At 45.2% G+C, this 20,719-nt stretch carries 13 protein-coding genes; 3 read left to right on the forward strand and 10 right to left on the reverse strand.

Annotated features, from left to right (window positions below; genetic code table 11):
- Positions 1-13 precede the first annotated feature (13 nt).
- The 3 genes from FHW36_RS00615 to FHW36_RS00625 all read right to left on the reverse strand — a co-directional run bounded on the left by FHW36_RS00615 (position 14) and on the right by FHW36_RS00625 (position 7,967).
- Positions 14-3,778, reverse strand: a complete 3,765-nt coding sequence (locus tag FHW36_RS00615) for a DUF3857 domain-containing protein (RefSeq protein ID WP_145660624.1) — start codon at positions 3,776-3,778, stop codon at positions 14-16.
- Between the two features lie 73 nt (positions 3,779-3,851).
- Positions 3,852-5,612: an ABC transporter ATP-binding protein gene (locus tag FHW36_RS00620; RefSeq protein ID WP_145660627.1), complete on the reverse strand. Its 1,761-nt coding sequence runs from the start codon at positions 5,610-5,612 to the stop codon at positions 3,852-3,854.
- A 156-nt stretch (positions 5,613-5,768) separates the two neighbouring features.
- Positions 5,769-7,967, reverse strand: a complete 2,199-nt coding sequence (locus FHW36_RS00625; RefSeq protein WP_145660630.1) for a hypothetical protein — start codon at positions 7,965-7,967, stop codon at positions 5,769-5,771.
- A 378-nt stretch (positions 7,968-8,345) separates the two neighbouring features.
- Here FHW36_RS00625 and FHW36_RS00630 point away from each other — a divergent pair, with 378 nt between their 5' ends.
- The gene (locus tag FHW36_RS00630; RefSeq protein WP_079471020.1) at positions 8,346-9,029 is read left to right on the forward strand and encodes a response regulator transcription factor; all 684 of its coding nucleotides are present in this window, start codon (positions 8,346-8,348) and stop codon (positions 9,027-9,029) included.
- A gap of 199 nt (positions 9,030-9,228) precedes the next feature.
- The gene (locus FHW36_RS00635; RefSeq protein WP_186452261.1) at positions 9,229-10,281 is read left to right on the forward strand and encodes a sensor histidine kinase; all 1,053 of its coding nucleotides are present in this window, start codon (positions 9,229-9,231) and stop codon (positions 10,279-10,281) included.
- Between the two features lie 45 nt (positions 10,282-10,326).
- Here FHW36_RS00635 and FHW36_RS00640 read toward each other — a convergent pair whose 3' ends face one another.
- Entirely contained in the window at positions 10,327-11,655 is a 1,329-nt protein-coding gene (locus tag FHW36_RS00640) for a porin (RefSeq protein ID WP_246121027.1), read from the reverse strand.
- A gap of 157 nt (positions 11,656-11,812) precedes the next feature.
- On the opposite strand from FHW36_RS00640, the gene FHW36_RS00645 reads away from it, so the two are divergent.
- Positions 11,813-12,733: a helix-turn-helix transcriptional regulator gene (locus FHW36_RS00645; protein ID WP_145660636.1), complete on the forward strand. Its 921-nt coding sequence runs from the start codon at positions 11,813-11,815 to the stop codon at positions 12,731-12,733.
- A gap of 1 nt (position 12,734) precedes the next feature.
- On the opposite strand, the gene FHW36_RS00650 is transcribed toward FHW36_RS00645, so the two are convergent.
- The 6 genes from FHW36_RS00650 to FHW36_RS00675 form a co-directional block, all read right to left on the reverse strand.
- Positions 12,735-14,219, reverse strand: coding sequence for an MBOAT family O-acyltransferase (locus FHW36_RS00650; RefSeq protein ID WP_145660639.1), 1,485 nt, complete (start codon positions 14,217-14,219; stop codon positions 12,735-12,737).
- Complete coding sequence (locus FHW36_RS00655; protein WP_145660642.1) at positions 14,206-15,489, reverse strand: GDSL-type esterase/lipase family protein; 1,284 nt, start codon at positions 15,487-15,489, stop codon at positions 14,206-14,208. The genes FHW36_RS00650 and FHW36_RS00655 overlap by 14 nt, the downstream gene beginning before the upstream one ends.
- Positions 15,464-16,867 carry an SGNH/GDSL hydrolase family protein gene (locus tag FHW36_RS30385; RefSeq protein ID WP_186452262.1) on the reverse strand — a complete coding sequence of 468 codons (1,404 nt, stop codon included), beginning with the start codon at positions 16,865-16,867 and terminating at the stop codon, positions 15,464-15,466. The genes FHW36_RS00655 and FHW36_RS30385 overlap by 26 nt, the downstream gene beginning before the upstream one ends.
- A 21-nt stretch (positions 16,868-16,888) precedes the next feature.
- On the reverse strand, positions 16,889-17,464 hold the full coding sequence (locus tag FHW36_RS00665; RefSeq protein WP_186452263.1) for a glucosaminidase domain-containing protein: 576 nt from the start codon (positions 17,462-17,464) through the stop codon (positions 16,889-16,891).
- A 311-nt stretch (positions 17,465-17,775) separates the two neighbouring features.
- Positions 17,776-19,524 (reverse strand): aspartate--tRNA ligase, encoded by a 1,749-nt coding sequence (gene aspS / locus FHW36_RS00670; RefSeq protein WP_145660648.1) that lies wholly within the window; start codon positions 19,522-19,524, stop codon positions 17,776-17,778.
- A 144-nt stretch (positions 19,525-19,668) separates the two neighbouring features.
- On the reverse strand, positions 19,669-20,703 hold the full coding sequence (locus FHW36_RS00675; RefSeq protein WP_145660651.1) for an NAD(P)/FAD-dependent oxidoreductase: 1,035 nt from the start codon (positions 20,701-20,703) through the stop codon (positions 19,669-19,671).
- Positions 20,704-20,719 lie beyond the last annotated feature (16 nt).

The raw sequence follows: 20,719 nt of genomic DNA on the forward strand, positions 1-20,719 counted from the left end.
TGATTAACGAATATTATTTAAAGGACACATATTTCTGCTCCGCCTTAATAATACCTGTAAAAAAGGTTTCCAGTTCTTTAAATGCCACAGGTCCAATTATTTTATTACAATTTGTTTTAAACTGCCTACTAATAACTAATTTATCATCTGTTTCTTTTTTAAAGGACAGGTCATAACTCATATCTTCCCATTTCAGATTGGTATTGCCCGGTACCTGGTCAAATTGCTTGCCTGTTGGCAGCTTAATGTGAATTTCTGTAGTATAGTTATCGGTATTCTCGTAATTGTTATATTCGAACGGATGCTGACGCGCCTCTGGCGTAAAAATATCCGCTGTGGCGACTATATCCATAAATGCCGGCTTAATCATGTTGAAATCGCCTACATTGATAACATCATTCTTCACCGTAAAAGTGCTTTGCAGCCACACCGTATCTTCCAGGTTATCCAGATTACGGAAATTAAAGCTATCTAATACTACTTGATTTTTGAACATACCACTAATGCCATGTTGTACAGCGTCTTTTGTTTCCTCCCGGGTTTTGTGCTGATAGGAATGCCTGATCTGCGACGCTAATTCTCCACTGTAGGCACAATTGGAAATAATATGCTGGTCTGCCCCACTCAGGTCGATATCCAGTCGCCGGCGTAACATCTTCGGCGCAAAATTGGCCGCTGACAACAGCCCAATCTTTTCCCCATTCTTGTAGTTATATGGAATATTTAATATTTGTGCCCCGGCCAGAGCTGATGACAACGAATTAAATGGCAATGCATTATCTGTTAACTCGAGGTAATAATCTTTTCCTTCCGCCTTATACCGAATTATACAGTGATTGAAATCCATAGAAGGCAGCTGCATATTCTTTTCTCCGTAATCCTGGGTACTTACTAGTATTAAGTTGGCTTCCACTCCTGCTTTACGGGCAAAAGCCAGGAACAGCGTTGATAAGTCCTTACAATCTCCCAAACGGGTCACCAGCGTTTTACCAGCCCGCTGTGGTACATAAGCCCCCTGCCGAAACGATACGGAGCTGTAGGCAATATTCTTTTCTATATATTCATAAATTCGCTTCGCTTTAGCGAAATCATCCAACTTCTCTGCGCCAAAAGGAAATATTTCTTTCCAGGCCTCATTAATTTCAAAGTCCTCCTTCGATTGCGCCCGGGTAATATCACTATACCACTCTCCTATCACATCCCAGTCTTTTACCGTTGAAAGATGCAGCACCTTACCTATATCATTCAGGCTAGGCATATATGATTCACTACGCACTGCTGTAATATCATCCTCCCGCCAGCTATACAGCTTAAATTGTTCATGTTTGCTTACATTCGGCTTAACGGCTCCTCCATTTACATACTCATAGTATAAAGGGATACTGTCGGATATCAGTACGTTGTAACTGGAAATATGCCTGGGAACAAAGCCTGAGAAATAAAATTTATCCCAGAATTCCCTCCCTAAACGACCTCGCCCATAACTATTCACTTTATAGTTAAAATAGATAACATCTCCTTCATCCAACCGGGTAAACACAATCTCATTTTCATTGGTTTCGGCGGGAACCTTAGCTCCATTCGCCTTTATTACCTCCGCCTTTACAATAATCACATCCTGGTACACGGTATTATATGGGATAGAGATTTCCTTCCAGCGGGAAATGCCTTTTTTATTGTTGATGATAATAGCCGTGTTGATGGTTTGTTCTCCTGCACCCTCCGGATATACAATCACATTCTTTTCATCAAAAATATACGCATAAGACTGGGTTGAATCCCGTTGTTTCTTCAGTGCAGCTTCTATTTCTTTGTAATAGTTCAATACTGGAAAATACTTGTCCATAGGCGGTTTATTTTCCAGGGTACGCAATTTTTCACGATAACCAAAGCCGCCCGCATACATTGCTAACGCCTGCCGATAGTAGTGGATAGCGGAGTCATTTTGTTTTTTCTGAAGATAACAATTGGCCATATCGCCCAGCGGCACGTGACTATATGGACTAATCTGATGTTGTATCCGCAGGTACTTCAATGCGGAATCATAATCCTGGCGGCCATAGTAATACTTAATCAGCTTAGTATAACTATTTGCGTCATATCTGGCCATCCCCTGCAGCTCCTGCATCAATGCCACCGCCTCTGTTGTTTTGCCCTGGTTCAGGTATTCATCTGTCAACCCATCCAGCAATTTAAAGTTAAATCGTTCGGCCCTGTTCTTTTCCAATACCTCCAGCGCTTTAGCCGGATTGTTATGTACTTTCGACTCAATCAGCGACATCACCTGCACAACTTCAGTCACATTCGGATACTTCTCATAGGCAAACTTCAGTAACTGCAAAGCGCTGTCAATCTTTTCCTGCTCCATGAGTAATTGCAGCTTTTTAAAAGTAGTATACTGATGCTCTCCTTTCATTGCAATTAACTTGTCCAGTATCTCCATTGCCTCCGTATAATTCTTTTCTTCTTCCAACTTGTTCATCTTGGCAGCCAACATCCAGTAGTTGTCTGGCACCAGCGCTTTCATCAACTCCATACGCTCTGTAATCTCTGTTCTGTCATTATTGCCCGACAAACAATCGATATAATAATTCAGTACCAAAGCATCTTTTGGATAGTCTTTCTGCCATTTAAACATCACAGCTTTCGCTTTGTCCCATTCCTGGTTGCGGACGTAAACTTTGCTCAACAGAATTGCCAGTACCGGGTCGGCAGGATGTTGGGCGATTTCTTTTTTAAAATACTCTTCGGCAAAATGCGGAATGAGCGCTGACTCCCCTTTCGATAGATCCGGCTGATAGCTTTCCGGCCGGTTTTGCGCCGTAATACCTTTAACAGGGTTGTACTGTTCATCTGTTAATCTCACAATAAAATGAGGGGTACTGTTATCATCTGTATAGCCTAGCTGGAGTAAAATACGGTTATAGCCTTTATTCAGATGTACTTTCGTTTTCCACCAGTCCAGCTCCGTAACCTGCTCTTCCGGCTGACTAATCACCTGCTTATCATTTACCCAAACTTTCATGGCGCCATTACCACCCAGGCATAGCACAACATCCATATCTGATGAAGACTTTACAAAAGATTGGAGGTAACCCACCGCGTTACTGGAAGCAAATGCCGGCCCTACAAAGGTCCAACCCTCGCGGGTAGTATATAACGGTACAAACCAGTTAATGGGATTATTATTCTTAGAAATAAAATTGCTGCCCGTAGGGTGCTTTGCTGGACCATAATCTTTGTCAAAACCGCTACCCATCAGATTATCGAACGGTCCGGCATAGGCCCATTCTTCTATGGCACCTATCTGGGGAAACAACGCAAGGGCCATAGATTGCTGTTTAATGCCTCGTAGATGATGAGTTTTGAAATACCTGGCAGCAGCCCGCATTGAGCCATTGTACTGAACAGAATCATTGATGATGCGATCCAGGTTATCGAGCTGGCTACCACTTTTCACACCGTAATCTCCTAATAATGCGCCGTTAAACCACAATGCATAAGCATAAGGGGCGGGAGTGGATAATACGCCAAGCGGATTAAAATAAGTGCGTGAAAAATCATCCGCATAATCTGTAACGTGGTGAAGTAATACCAGTGTACTAACAGCACTGTTCTTTTGAGGGCCACCGGATTTGATCACCTTTTGCAGATAGGTGACCGCGGATTTCATATCATTTTTGTGAATAGCCTCCCAGGCCTTTTCATAATCCCCGGCCAATGATATAATGGGGCACAGTAAAAACAAGATAAGAATAGCGTTAACAACTCTTTTCATCAGATATAGGATTTAAATAGCTGCAAATGTACAAAGTAAATCGCAGCAATACATCCTACCTAGGGGTAGCCCGTTATACTTTCGCTGCATTAAACTGCATGCTATGCAGTTTATAATAGAACCCTTCCAGCTTCAATAACTCATCATGTGTACCCATTTCTTTCACTTCTCCCTTATCCAGTACAATAATCTTATCGGCCTTACTGATGGTAGACAAACGATGTGCAATGATAATAGCGGTACGGTCGGCAATCAGCTTATCGATGGCCTGTTGTATCATCATTTCAGATGCTGTATCGATTGAAGAAGTAGCCTCATCGAGCACCAGGATGGCCGGATCATACAGCAGAGCACGCACAAACGAAATCAACTGCCGCTGTCCGAGCGATAAAGTACTGCCCCTCTCCATCACCTGGTAGTCGTACCCTCCCGGCAATTGCATAATAAAGTCGTGAATACCGATCAACCGGGCAGCTTCTTCCACCTTTCCCCGGCTGATACTGCTGTCGTGCAGGGTGATGTTATCGTAAATAGAACCGGCAAACAGGAATACATCCTGTAGTACCACGCCTATCTTACTACGCAGTGACTCCAGCGAATACGCCGGCAATGGGATCCCATCTATCTTAATACTTCCTTTCTGAATTTCATAGAGGCGGTTAAGGATGCTGATAATAGTGGTTTTGCCCGAACCGGTATGCCCTACTATCGCTACCGTATCGCCCGGATTAGCGTGGAAATTGATGTCTTTCAGAACATAACGGTCCTCTATATAGGCAAACGATACATGTTCAAAGCTAATGTCGCCCTTCATCTGATCGGCCTTGTGATGCCCCTTATCCGCAATATAATCCTGGTTATCCAACACTTTGAATACACGCTCGCTGGCCACCATTCCCATCTGCAGGGTATTGAACTTATCGGCCAACATACGCAGCGGGCGAAACAGCATATTCAGGTACATAATGAACGCAATCATTACACCCTGGGTCACTTCATAATTCAGCACTTTATTGGCGCCCCACCATACCATCAGTCCCAATGAAATAGCCAAAATAATTTCCACTACCGGGAAAAACACGGAATAGGCAAAAATGGCATCGATATTGGCGTTGCGGTGGTCCTTGTTGATATGCTTAAAACGGGCAAGCTCCCTTTTTTCTGAAGTAAAAGCCTGCACCACCACCATACCCGTAAGATGCTCCTGTACAAAGGCATTCAACGCCGATACAGCGTTGCGCACCTTGTAAAAGGATTTATTCACACTTTCCTTAAAAATGTAGGTAGCAAAAATCAGTATGGGAAAGGGCGACAAGCTAATCAGTGTCAGGCGCCAGTCTTCCATAAACATCACCACCAGGATGGCGATAATCATCAACAGGTCAGCCACAATGGAAATAATCCCCTCCGAGAAAACATCGTTAATGGCTTCAATATCGTTGATGGTCCGGGTAGTGAGGGTACCAATAGGTGTTTTATCAAAAAATGCCAGGTTCAGGTGCACAATCTTCTTATATACCGTTACCCGCAGGTCTTTTACCACCGATTGCCCCAGCCAGTTGGTCAGGTACGAGAAAAAGAATCGTACCACCGTTTCCAGCAGCAGCAATCCTATTTGTACGATAGTGACCAGGATCAACATCTTCATCAGCTGGCCGGCAATGTATTTATCTACCGTTACCTGGATCAGGTAGGGCCGTAATGGAGAGATCGCAGCCAGTACAACCGTTAATATCATGGATATGTAGAAGGACCGCTTATAAGGAGCCGCGAACGAGAAGATGCGCCGTAATAAACTAAAATCAAATACTTTCTTTACCACAAGATTTTCCAATGTGCCGGGTTTGAACTACACTACAAACGTACAACAAAAAGCAGAAAGCTTAAAGCGGAAAGCATAAAGCTATTAAGGCGAATGACCAGGGCGGATAAATATCCGCTTAGATCATTCGCCTTAATAGCTTTATGCTTTATGCCTTGTGTTTTTAGCTTATTTTTTCTCGTCCTTCATCACCTGTTTGTAGGCTTTAATGAAAATAGCACCCAGGTTTTTATGTGGTGGCACATAATCACTGAAAAGCTCTTTATTACGTGCATCTCCTGCAAATCTTTTGGTGAGGGCCGCCCACATCTGCACCCAGTCAACATTTCTGCCTGCACGTACCTGGTCTTCCAGGGTATGGATGATCGGTTCGTTCACAAAACGGGTACCTACCTGTTTGGAAGAAATAATATGCGCTTCTGGCGATTTCTCCAATACCGTAGCCAGGTTATGGTAACCTCCGCAGGAGCCCAGCATCACGATCTTAGCAGAGCTTTGCAGGTTTTCCAGGGTGGTATTGATATGGTAGCTATGGCCACGGTGAATAAAGATGCTCGGGTGAATATCATTTTCATCCAGGTAGTCCGACAGCTTGGCAATCGCTTCTTTATCCCCGGGTTCATCTATCGGCAAATTCGCATAGATGACGGTAGGCTTGCCTTTGAGCGAAGAAATAGTAGCCCAGTATTTATTCTTGGTAACTCTCCATTCGGAAGATGGGAAATTGGTCATGAAGCTGGAAAATGATTCCTGCCCATCCTTATCTCCATAGAAAAACACCTGCTGGAATACCTTCCCACTGTCACTTTCCAGGCCGTTGTAGGCCACGAAGTTGATCGGCGGCAGCTGGAATTTGCTGGCCATATCAGTGGCTTTAGAAGAGTCGTTTTCCGTTTTGGACTCTGTTTCAAAGAGACTGGTAAGCAGCTGGTAGATAACGGTACCGCGTTTATCTTTATGGCGACTTACATATGCCAAATTCTTTTTTACTTCGGCCCGCAGGAAGTCGAGCAGTTTCTCATCACGGATGCTGCCGAAGGAATTGGCTACGTCTACCGCGTCTTCCAGGTCTTCAGTTTTCTCCAGGTTCTGCACATATTTCTGCATCAGGTAATTGGAGTTTTCCGGCGCCATTGATTTCAGGAAATTATCGAGGGTATTGAAACCCGCTGCCATAGCGATAAACTTCTTGAAACGGTCGAAATTCACCATCACCAACAGGCTGTCGCCACGGGGTGGCTTCATACGCAGCATCATCTGGTCGTACAAGCCAGCGTTGTTATGGTTGGTGTAGCTGGAAGTATACAATTCTTCCTGGCCGTTGATGATGAGATAATACAGTTCTTCGGGCGTAAAGTTTTTGACGATAGCAAAACGCACCGGGGCGGATTCCTCGTGCAAATCGTTTACCTCGCGGATATACAGCAGTGATTTGGCCTGCATATTTTCCATCATCGCTTTCAGTCCGTAGGGTGTTTTCCCTTCGTTTTTCAATTTCTGCAGGGCGATGGTAGATTTTACCATTTGCTTGTAGTATTGGTAGTCATTGCTGACAATGGGTTCCAGCTTTTCTACAGTAGTGGTACCGGCCAGCAGTTCGTCCAGGAAAGGCAATATTTTGGTGCTCTGGGGAGATTGACCAATGCGCACAATCTGCTGTACGATAGGATCCTGGTTACGTTTAATGGCGTTGGCCATAGGCGTATAGGAAGTAGCGTAGGTAAGCACCTGGTTAGGATACTTCCGGGCTACAGCAGCCACAATGGAATCGGTGCCTGGAAAGTCCAGGTATTCCGACAGTTTGGGCATAATGGTTTCCAGGTTACCATAAGCGTATTTGGCAAACACTTCCCCTTTTGCGTCTTTATAACCAGGATTATCCTGGAAGGACTCAATCATTCGTTCAGCGCCGTCGAAGGAAAGGTTTTTCACGAAAGGTGCAATGCTCTGGCCTTTGATATCGGCGTGCATCATATCGCGGAAGGCGGTTACCATGGCGGGAGCTTCTTCCGGATCAATTTTATGACGCGCACGTTTGGTGTTATAGTCTTTCAGCATTACATAAATGCCGGAGAGGTATTTTACCTTCAGGCGGTGATCCAGCGCATCATTATCTTCAATCTCCTGCTGCATCTTGTCTACTTCTTTCAGAAGCGCGTTGGTTACCTGCAGGTTGGTTGTCTGATCCTCTGATACTTTAACAAAATCATCGGCTTTACCATCAAATTTGGCTGCAGCGGCCTGTTCTTTGTCGATGTTATCATGAAACCCCTGTCTGCTGATTGGAATCGGATGATGACTACTCTGCGCCATTAACGAACTGACTGTGAATACTGCCAGTGCAAAAAATAATAAAAATCGTCTCATACTAAAGTGATCTTTTCCCGTGGGACCAGATAGCAAATTTACAACCAAAATACAGAGTTTGCCAGTAGTGCCCGTTTATCTTTTGTTTTTAAGGAGAAATATATATTAATATTCTATCTATAACTGGCATAATTATCTAATGGGCTTATTGATGCTTTTTGGCGGCTTTGAAAATAAAAATATCCCATTACAATAACAATCACATCCGTATGAATGTTAGATAATTACCATATTGAAGGGAGATTATAAATTCATGTACCTTGTGAATGGTCGCGGAAAACCAGGCTGATACTGAATTAACAATTTCATAATGTTAATTTTCCATTAATCACGGGGATGGCTTTATAATTTTGTCCCGTCTTTTTAAAAGCAAAATTTATGATAGACCAAGCGGTAGCAGGAAAAATACTGGTAGTAGATGACGAATTGGACATTCTGGAAATTATCAGCTACAATCTCAAAACAGCGGGTTATGATACCGTAACCGCCAAAGACGGCAGCGAGGCTATCCAGAAGGCTAAAATATTCAGACCGGATCTGATTATGCTGGATATCATGATGCCCAACAAAAACGGGATTGATACCTGTCGCGAAATCAGGAAGATCCCGGAATTCAAAGACACCATGGTACTGTTCTTGACCGCACTGAATGATGAAAAATCGGAAGTAGATGGTTTGAACATGGGGGCCGATGATTACATTGCCAAACCCATTAAGCCCAAACTGCTGGTGAGCAGGATCAACGCATTGTTCCGCCGTTTGCACAAACCGGAAGAAACCCGTGTAACCCTCGGAGACCTGATCATTGACCGTGAGAAATTCACTGTTACCTACAAAGGACAGGAAATCATTCTGGCGAAAAAAGAATTTGAGTTACTGCAATTGCTGGCATCCAAACCCGGTCGTGTATTTCTGCGCAATGAAATCCTCAACCAGGTATGGGGTACCGAAGTAATTGTAGGCGACCGCACCATTGATGTACACATCCGCAAAATCCGCCAGAAAATTGGTATCGACTTAATCACTACCGTTAAAGGAGTAGGATATAAGTTCGAAATGTAGGCTGATGCCATCATTGGCTGTTGGCCTTTACTGTTAGCTGTTAGTATCACTATCAGCTATTGGTTTTTATTGGCCCTCTATCCCACCAAAACATCATATTCCTGAAAGCTGAAAAGCGACTGGGCTAAACTGATTTCCGTTGGCAAGTAAAAAATTTAAAGTAATTTCCCATTATTATACTAATTACTCACTTTGGAGTATGTTTAAAGCTAAAAACCTATCCCCGCAAAAATTAGCGGGATTTACAGCCCTGATCATATCAGCTGTTATAGCATTGGGAAGCCTGCTAATAGATGGCAACTGGAAGGTAATGCTGGGGGCATTTATACTTACTTTTCTTGTTTCCTACTACCTGTACCTTTACACGTTGCAGAACTTTATTTACCGTAAAATAAAGCTGATCTACAAGTTCATTTACCAAACCAAGGCATCCAAGCGGGAGGAGTTTTTCCAGAAAAATATACTTCCCCTGAAAACCATTGAAGAAGTAAGTGAAGACGTGGAAAAATGGGCCAGTCAGAAAAGAGAGGAGCTGGAGAACCTGCGCCGGAACGAAGAATTCCGGAAAGAGTTCCTGCTCAATCTTTCTCATGAACTGAAAACGCCCATCTTCGCTGTACAGGGCTATATCCACACCCTGCTGGATGGGGCATTGGAAGATCCAAACGTGAATAAATTATTCCTGAAAAACGCCACCAAAAATATTGATCGCCTTTGCCGCCTCATCGATGACCTGGATGAAATATCCAAACTCGAAAGCGGTGAAATGACAATCAATGCAGAAGTATTCGTTATCCAGGACCTGATCAAGGATGTATTTGATACCTTGTCTCTGAAAGCCAATACCAAAGGCATAAAATTCAGCATCAAAAAGGGTTGTGAAGCGCCACAACCAGTGTTTGCAGATAAAGAGAAAATCAGGCAGGTACTGATCAACCTGGTAGATAACTCCATCAAATACGGTAAGCCTGATGGCCATACCATTGCCAGCATTTACAGCATGGACGGTAAACGGGTACTGGTTGAAATATCCGATGACGGCATTGGTATGGCAGAAGAACATCTGCCTCGTGTGTTTGAACGTTTTTACCGCACCGACCGCGCCCGCAGCCGCGATATCGGTGGTACCGGTCTTGGACTGGCCATTGTAAAACATATCGTAGAGGCGCACGACCAATCTATTACTGTTCGCAGCAAACCTGAAATAGGCAGTACTTTCGGCTTCACCATGGAGTCTGGAAGAGAACAATAAGGGTAACGGATTTGCGGATATCACTATCCGCAAATCCGTTGGTTATTAAAACCGGTACTGCATCCTGCAGGTCAGCACATTATCTTTCAAATCGTTGGTATATCCCTCCAGTGCTGTTTTTTCATTGATTACCCAGTCATAATAAAACATAAACTTCAAGTGTTCGTTGGCGTAATACAGATAGCCAACACCCCAGGTATTATAGCGTATATCCGCTGCCGTTAGTCCCGATCCGGGCACACCGATATCTTTCCCGCTCACCTTTTTATTGGGATCATACCAATCGTATTTTACCACCAGCTGATGTTGCTCGCTAGCCAGGTTTTGAATAAAATACAGATAGGCGCCGTCAAAACTGCGAATATAGAGCGGTGCATATTTTCCCTGGGGAGTAAGCGGAATAGCGCCTGGTGTTTCGGTGGTTTGTGCGGTAGCGGTTTGCTGTCCCCGGATATACTCAGCCCGGAACTGGGTGCTGCCTTTTCCCGGACCATTCGGAATTTTCACCTGTATATCAGCGCCATAATAATGACGGGGCGCAATTTTCCCAGCATTAGCTACACTGGAATCCACCAGGTAACCTGGTTTACCATTTACCGTACCCATGGTATTGATATAGTTGGTAAACTGCTGCATGCCTCCATACAATACTGATACACCGCCTGAAACCAGGGTTTGGGAAGCTCCTATTTTCTGCGGCTTGATGGCAATACGCCCTATAATGTCTTTGTGGCTGTCGAAATCGGTGGTAGCCGTAAGCCCCTGCCCGTTAAAGGCGCCGAGGTCAATTTTTAAGAATCGCAACGGATGGTCTTTGCGGCGGGGCTCAAAAGAAATCATGGCGCCAAGGTCGCGCTCCGTTTTCATCAGTATCTGCGACATACGCCCCCTCTCCGGGGTTTCACGGTCGGCCGATGACAAGTTTACCTCATAGCCAAAAGGACGGGCAAACATCCCTCCCACCAGCGATAATACATTGAATTTGGTTTCAAAGAAGCGGCCGTAGAAGTCGCGGATAAATACGCCCCGCTCCGTTCCATCAAACTGGAAAGCAAACTGTACTACGGGCATATCCTGCTTATTATAGCGTTCGTAATCGACGCGGATACGGCCGCGGCGAAGTGTAAACCGGTTATCAACAGCGGCACCAAAATCGCCGCCGGCATAGCTGGCAGCTCCTTTCGATTGTACCATCTGGAACTGCGGCTGGATATAGCCGCTGAAACGTAGCGCATCATACTTCTGGTAAATGGAAATCATCCCCTTCCCCAGCTCAGAAGTGGTATCTATCATATCCATCAGGAATTGCGCCCGGGCGCCCATACTGGATAACAACATCAAAAGAACAACTGGCAATATTCTGGCTACGCGCATCTCGTTTTTAAATTATTGCGCAAAAGTAGATAATTAACTATTATTTAATAATGCTATCTAAATGTTAAGCGCTCGTTAATACATCCCTGTTTTGCCAGGCCTTGCAAACCAGATTATCATTCTGACTAGATTAGGATCACCTTCCAAACATGCCAATATGAAAACTTCCACCATTACCCACTGGGAAAAGAAAATTGAACACGCCATCGCTTTATCGCATGATGATCCTTTTGGAGAAAGGGATGTCAGGACGGTAGCCGCTATGATTGCCGAATCATACGACAACTTCTCGCATAAGTTTGTGGAAATGTACGGTGAATCTTATGTTCACTTTGCGAAAAGAAGGCGACTGGAAGCGGGCGCCGGCTACCTGCGGCATAGCGACTTCAGCGTAAAACAGATTGCGGAGGTGTGTGGATATACGCATTCCAGCTTTACCAAAGGCTTTCGGGAACTGTACAACGAATCCCCTGTCAGCTTCCGCGACCGGCTGTACTTACCCAATGAAGCTTATACACTGGAAGAAACGTCGAGGGCCACCACACCCCATAACGATCCGCAGCACCTCATTTTTTCTATAGATAGAACGCTGAATGTAAGTCTGCCGGATTATATCCTGTACTACAACATATTGCCTCAAAACAATAACCCGGTAAAAAGCATGGTGGAGTATATGGGCCGGTACCAACAGGAACTGCATACCATTAATGCCGTGCTGCAACTGTCGGGCGCCATGGTAATTACCGGTACATTGGATGTGGTGCCAGTTACCTCTTATAGTAAAATGATGATGTATGTGGGCATCCTCGTGCCCCAGGAAAGTGCGTATGACAGGGCACATCGGCAGATGCAACTCACCTTCCAGGAATCACATGGCCTGTATACCAAAATGATTCCCGGAGGTAGCTATAAAAAATTGCCGGTCCCCATGAGCTTTGTTGCCGCCGGCCTGCCCATGTACCAGTTTATTAACACCAGCTGCAGGTCCGGGCACTTCAAAATGAGTGGCAACCATTTCTTTATTTCGCTCACCGGAATTGATCATTGTGAGATCTTCATTCCCCGGCAAAAACGTTGAATTAAAACTGGAAATAGATCGGAATCATGGGTTGGGTACTCTTTACCTGTACCAACAGCCATATGAATACCACCATAATGGCTACACTGCCCACTACCGGCACCCTTCCAAGAAATTTTTCCAGGGAGAATTCTACCCTGGACGGCAGGAAGTGTAATACAAAACCCAGCACCATTACCCAGAACACGGCGGTATAACCCTGGTATAATTCCATCGCTATTTCCGGCTGGAAATCGTATGCTACCTGGTGTAAAAGCGACCAGGCATCATGGAACGTAGCGGCCTTAAAAAATACCCAGCAGAAACATACAAAGTGGAAAGTAATGAGTACACCTATTATTTTAAAGAGTGTGGCTTTCCAACCTGTTATCACTGTTTTGCGTTTTTTCAACCAGTCAATGCGCACCTTGTCAACGGCCAGCGCACTGCCATGCATGGCTCCCCAGAATATAAAATTCCAGCTCGCGCCATGCCAGAAACCACCGATTAACATGGTCAGCGCCAGGTTAATATACTGACGTACTTTTCCCTTACGGTTACCTCCCAATGGAATGTAGAGGTAATCGCGCAACCAGCTGGACAATGAAATATGCCAACGGCGCCAGAACTCTGTGATCGAGGAACTCTGGTAAGGAGAGTCAAAGTTAGGCGGGATTTTGAAGCCGGTCCACCGGGCAATACCCAGCGCCATATCAGAATAACCGGAGAAATCGCAATAGATCACCAGGGCATAGCCATACACGCCTATCAGGCATTCCAGGCCGGTGTGCTTACTGGGATCATCAAAAATATATTGTACAAAATTCTGGTAGATAAAGTCAGATATTATGATCTTCTTAAACAAACCACCCATAATGAGGTACATCCCCTTCCCGATGTCTTCAGAGGTAAGACGATAGGGCATGGAAATCTGCGGAATAAAATCTGCCGCACGCACAATGGGTCCCATCATCAGCTTCGGGAAGAAAGACAGGAAGAAGAGATAATCCATGAAATTGTTTACCGGCTTGATTTCTCCGCGATATACGTCGATCGTATAACTCAGGTTCTCAAAGGTATAAAAGGAAATTCCGATAGGCAGGATCAGGCTTAATGGGTGAATATGCCCGGCAGTAACATCGTTGATAATACCGATAAAGAAGTTAGTGTACTTGAAATAAAACAACAATCCAATATTCAGCAGAATACTAAATATGAGCAATGATTTCTTTACTTTTTTATCACTACTGTGGTAAATCCATCGCGATAAATTAAAATCGACGATAGCCGACAGGATAACCAATCCCACATAATAGCCACAGGCTTTATAGAAAAAGTACAGGGAAAACACGGTATACACCCATACCCTGGCGGTTTTGCTCCTGCTGGCCAGCAGGTAGCACATCATGAATAAAGCAAAGTAATAAAAGAAGAAACCGCTGTTAAAGAGAACCGGATTTTTCTCGTCGTACAACAGTTCTGACAACAACTCATTAACGCTGATCATTGGAGATAACTGGATTTTTCTTGGTTTGCTGTAAGTAATGTGTATAAGATTGTTGCAGGGCTTCGTATAGTAACTGTCCCTGTTGCTGATATCCTCTCACATTAAAATGAATATGGTCTGGCGCCCATGCCCCTGCAAATCTATCCTTCTGCGCTTTATTTACCGCATTAAAATTCCAGCAGGCAAGACCGTGTTGACGGGCATATCCCATAATCTGCTGGGTAACCATTGAAATATATGGATTGGGATAATATACGGTATGATATATCGTCTTATATTTTCTTTTCCCTACTTTCTTTCTCACTCCTTTCCTGCCGGCACGCATACAGTCGGGTGGCGTGGTGAGGAGAATACGGGTAGCAGGATTTTGTTCCCGGATCAGGGTAACTGTTCTATCTATTTCATCTCTGAAGGTCAGCGGATCCATCCTGCCCCCATAGGCTTCATTTGTACCCAGAGAGATGATAACCAACTGTGGTTTCAGCACTGCCATCTGCGCCAAAAGCGTATTATCAAATTCGTTGTATTGCTGGTACATGGCGCCGTTAATTCCTATGCTATTGTATAGCACACCAGGGCGACCGTTTTTCATGACCGCACCAAAAAAGCGGAATGGCCCGTTGCCTGTACCTTCCCACCTTACCTGGAATGAATTGACCATTTGTGGGAAATGAAGGGTAGCCATACTGATGGTGGGCGAACCAGGAAACGGTGCCGGGGTTACTGTTACTGTAGCATCGGGCGCCACTACTGTATTGTTGGTGCTACCGGCATCATAAAACAATTCTGCCTCACGGAAGTTATTATCCATACTGCCATCTGGTTTTCCGGAGAAAGCCAGGTTAGGGGCATCATTAAGGGAAGTGATCACAATGGCACCCGGACCGAGTACACTCGACTTATTCCGGTCTACCACTCTCTCCGACGACCATCTTACGGTGCTATTCCATCTGAAGTCTTCCGGGCCATTGGTGCCTGCCAGGCTATAGGGAAATACATATCCTCTGCCGGCGTAACCAAACTGTTGTTGCAACAGAGAAGCTGTGGCCAATGGGAAATAGCCTGCCTGCACATGGGAATCACCCAGGTGAAGAATAGATATTACACTACTGTCTGCAGCGGAAAGGGAATGAAAAACGCTAAACAGTGCAGTATCCTGCTGAATATTGTTAACATTTACCTGTTGTGCATAAGTTGTTGTAATACCGGCGAGCAACAGCGAAAGCACTGCCACCCATTTTTTGTTAAGGTTGTGCCAGCCTGTATTCATTCATAATAGCTTTATAAAGCAGCGCTCCTACTTTGGCTGCTCCCGTTCTGTTAAAGTGTGTATAGTCTTTGTTGGCCATAACGGTATCTCCCTCTACCCACTTTACCATAGAACAGTCGCCACCCATGGCGGCGTATAGGTTCCAGTAGGCGGTACCATGGCTTGCAGCCAGATCGTGTTGCACCTGCAACAATGCAGGCACTCCTGGTGCAGTGATATATTTATCAGCTTTGCGGTACGATTTATCTGCGGTACCAATAATCAGGAAAGAAGTACCAGGCAAGTCGTTACGCAGAGAATCCATTACCTTTTTCATTGGGCGCTCATACCAGCTATAGTCCGTCAGTTCCGGGCGGAATAATACGTTGGCGCCATAATGCATCACTACCAGGTCGTAAGGGCGTTTCTGTTGCATACGGCGTACCATTTCGGCCGACAGGTGGCCCAGTTCTACCCCGCTGATTCCCCTGAAGGAGTAATTATCTACATAGACACCATTACCATTTTCAAAACAAACGCCATAGAAAGGCATGGCGCCGCCGCTGTAACGCAGCATCAGCGAAGGTTGTGCGGTATCCTGTTCCAAGTCCAGCCTGTTCACCGTTTCACTACCGGAAAGCGTATAGGCTTTATCGTTAATAGTAACGGTGCCGGAAGCTACGGGGCCATATAACAGGGATATATCCTGGAATTTGTCGAGCAACGGCTTTTTCACGGGCGAGTATTTCACCCAGCTGTTTCCTCCCGGGTAAAAGGTATGTCCCGACAGGCCCAGCGTGATATTGGACGGTGGAGAATTTTTATAGTGATAATCCTTCCAGTCGGTAGAAAAGGTGTGCGTGATGGTGGTTCTGAAAGAAGCTACCACGGAAGTAACCGGTACAAATCCAACGCCGGCGCCGCCAAAGAAATGTTGCAGGCTGTCGCGCAGGTCACCGGTGATCAGGTCACCTTCAATCATAGAGTCGCCGAAATAGGCAATCCGTACTTTACGGCGCTTACCGGTTTTCAGTTCACGAAGCGCGTTAAAGAAATGCTGCATACCAGCGGAGCTATCTCCCGGAACCGGGGAAGGATATTCCATGATACCGGTATACGACATGAAGTCATGAGCATGATCGGGGTTAGCTACATGGGGGTTGGCAGCTCCGGTGCTGCTGTCTAAACCAGAAAGCTTACTGTTGCCTTTACCGGCAGCAGTAAGCTTTTGATTGTTTGTGGAAGCTGAATCTGTTCTCAGATCCGACAACAAATCCAGTTTCCTGAATTGAAAGTCTTTATATGATAAGCGGTAGTTTAGTTGTGACAGTCCTACCAGGCATCCAAGCGTTCCAATAATAATATAAAACGGGTAGGCAGACTTATTTTTGCCGGACATAGTTTATAATAGGTTAGCGCATCACTGTTCGCCTGCTGGCGGCATGCCTACGGTTAACCATTGCTTGGAGTCCGTTGCCACGCTATCCATGCTTGCGTCCAGCTTATACAATTTATAGCGGTTAATAATATTCGTCACTCTTCTGATCCATTCATGGCCGGCGGAAGAATAACCGCTATGGTTCATTTTTTTGAGCCAGGCGGTAAATTCGGGGTTTCCTTTCATTTGACCGAACCATTTTTTACTGGCCAGCAGCTCCGCAAAATGCTCGTAGGAAGCCAGGTCAGTAACATATTGTTTGTATACGGAACGGTGTCCGGACTTGGTTTTTGCCAGGTCGTTCTTGCCCACAATACCAAAGTGGTTATGCAACAATTTAGCATTTCTGCTGGTGCCGGTGCCAGATTCCAGCATGGCAATTCCGAGGATAACGCTTGCCGGTATACCGGTTTCCTGCATGATCTCTACAGATACTGGTTTAAATTTCTTCAAATAATTGGTTGTCGATTGTTGAGCAAACCCAACATTGCTGAGCATGAGCAATATTAACACCGCACCTGACCATACTGTCCGCTTCAAGAATGTAGAAATTCTCATGGTAGTATTTTTTGTTGGTGATAGTTTTTTCTTTGTTTTCAGCATCATTTTCTTCCTCACATATCAACGATGATCACATCGCAATATTACTTTAAAAAATTTAATAATATCTCTTCTCTCTGTTTCTTTTCTCTCGTTAATCTCTTGTTAAAAAATATTGTCCCTATATTAGTGTTAATCCCCTTTGATGCAGCAAATTGCCATATCAAAGGGGATTTTAGCTACGAAGCCCTCTTCTTGCAAAGACTATGCCGGTAAGTCCGTTTTTACGGTAGAGGCTGTTATGGTTTAGTTAAACCTACCCCTAAAAATTACTTAACCAGGCTGATCCTTAACTCATTAAGCTGCGCTTGATCAATTTCACTAGGCGCATCCATCATTACATCGCGACCAGAGTTATTTTTCGGGAATGCGATAAAGTCACGGATGCTTTCACTGCCACCTAACAGCGCACACAGGCGGTCGAATCCGAGTGCGATACCTCCATGCGGTGGTGCACCATATTCAAATGCACCTAACAGGAAGCCAAATTTGCGCTCTGCCTCTTCATTAGTCATTCCCAGGGCGGCGAACATCTTCTGTTGCAGATCGCGCTGGAAAATACGGATAGAACCACCACCGACTTCTGTACCATTTAAAACTATGTCGTAGGCGTTTGCCTTAATTTTAGCGTATTGTGAAGGATCGTCCATCAGGGCAATCTGCTCTGGCTTTGGTGACGTAAACGGATGGTGACGGGCCACCCAACGTTTTTCTTCTTCGGCGTACTCAAACAGCGGAAAGTCTATTACCCATAACGGTTTAAACTCGTTTTTGTTGCGTAAACCAAGCCGTTCTCCCATTTCAAGGCGGAGCTCGCTGGCAGCTTTACGGGTGCGCTCTTCCTTGCCAGCCAGCACCAGGATAAGATCTCCAGGTTGCGCCTGACATTTTTGCGCCCATAATGCCAATTGAGATTCATCAAAAAACTTATCCACAGAGCTCTTCAGTGTACCATCGGTGTTATATTTAACATAGATGAGGCCACTCATGCCAATCTGCGGACGTTTTACCCAGTCCGTTAATTCATCCAGCTGTTTACGGGTATATTCGGCACAACCCTTAGCAGCAATAGCCACTACCAGTTCTGCCTCATCAAATACTTTAAAGCCCTTGCCCTTTACGGTATCGTTCAGGTTTACCAGCTTCATCTCGAAGCGGATATCCGGTTTATCGTTACCATAATATTCCATAGCATCATCGAAAGTCATTCTTGGGAACGGTTCATTGAACTCAAGACCTTTGATCTCTTTAAAGATATATTTCAACATCGCTTCAAACGTGGTCAATATATCTTCCTGTTCTACAAAGCTCATCTCACAGTCGATCTGCGTAAACTCCGGCTGACGGTCGGCACGTAAATCCTCATCTCTGAAGCATTTCACGATCTGGTAGTAACGGTCGTACCCACTCACCATCAACAATTGCTTGAAAGTTTGGGGCGACTGTGGCAGTCCATAGAACTGGTTAGGATTCATACGGCTGGGCACCACGAAATCACGTGCACCTTCAGGGGTAGAGTTGATCAGAAAAGGCGTTTCCACGTCCATGAAACCGGCAGTATGTAAATAATTACGTGCAGCACGGCCAATCTGGTAGCGGAGCTCCAGGTTCTGTCTTACCGCATTACGGCGCAGATCCAGGAAACGGTACTTCATACGTAACTCATCACCACCATCGGTATCATCCTGGATGGTAAACGGCGGTGTTTTAGCCGCATTGAGGATCGTGAAATCGCTTACTGTGATTTCTATATCTCCTGTCGGAATATTCTTATTCTTATTGGAACGCTCTGTTACGGTGCCTTTTACCTGGATAACAAACTCACGGCCCAGTGGCTGTGCATCCAGTTTAGCATTCAGGCTTTCGCCGAACAACAATTGCGTAATACCATAGCGGTCTCGCAGATCAAAGAAATTGATGCTGCCAAACTTTCTTACTGTCTGTATCCATCCGGCCAATGTTACTTCCTGGCCCACCTGTTCCATTCGTAATTCCCCGCAAGTGTGCGTCCTGTACATGCGTAAATAATTGATTTAGTGAGTTTTATGGTTGACATACGGAATAAGCTGTCTGCAAATGGCGACCACTATCCAGTTGTACACTTACACCCATAAGGGGGGCAAAGATACGGTTTGCATCGGGCATTTTATCCCGGGAGTATGTTAAAAATATCTGTGCAAGTCTACTTCCTGCATCAGTGGGGTGTTTGCAACAAGCACTTCCTTGAAATGTGCTGCCATAAAAGGGGCCAACGAACAGCCCTTGGTTCCAAGCCCGTTAAATATGCCTATGGCGGGGTACTCCGGATGGAAACCAATAATGGGGCGACGGTCGTTTCCGGAAGGCCGTACAGCCGACAGTTGATTAACCACCTCATACGGCACTTTCAGCAACTGTTGCAGGCTCTTTTCCAATATTTCCCGCTGCTTCGCCGTAGGTCCGTCGTCGGTATAATCCCATACAAAGGAAGACCCCGCCCAATACAATCCATCTTCCTGTGGCACCAGGGTAATGCCTTTCTTCAGGATATCATTGGTTACCAATCCTGGTATCCTCACCAACAGCACCTCCCCTTTATTGGGTAAAAATTTTACGTTTTTAAAGAAAGGTCCACTGGTAGTAGCTACTCCATCGCAGCAAATCACTTTGCCTGCGCTGATGGTTTTATACGTTACTCCAGTAGCTGTTATTTCCAGGGCTGCTGAGTCGAAGTGTTCTTCCAGCAAAGCATTCTGTTCTGCCAGGTAACGGCGATAAGCGGGCAACAAGGCGCGAAGATTTACCGTAGCTCCCCGTACAATGGCAGCGCCGTGGGGCTGGTCCAGGAAAGCCTCATATTTCAGGGTAGTTGGCAGCTCCGTATATTCATTGCCGGTAGCCTTGTTCAGGAAAGCATCTCTCATTTGGGACGAGGGGAATACGGTCCATAGCTGACGTTCGGTGAAAACCGGCACCTGCAGCAAAGCCGAAAGCTGCAGATAGGTAGTTTTTGCAAACGGATAAATAGTATCATACATCCAGGCCGGCTCAAAACGACGGCCAGATACCGGGTTAATAATGCCGGCAGCCACCCGCGAAGCACTGTTGGATTTGGCATCGTCGATAACAATTACCTTTTTCCCTGCCTGTAGTAAGAACCAACTCAGCATGGTTCCCGCAATTCCCTGCCCTATAATAAGGTAATCTGCTTTCCTCATAATGCTGCGAAGATAT

Source organism: Chitinophaga polysaccharea, assembly GCF_007829335.1.
GTDB lineage: Bacteria > Bacteroidota > Bacteroidia > Chitinophagales > Chitinophagaceae > Chitinophaga > Chitinophaga polysaccharea_B.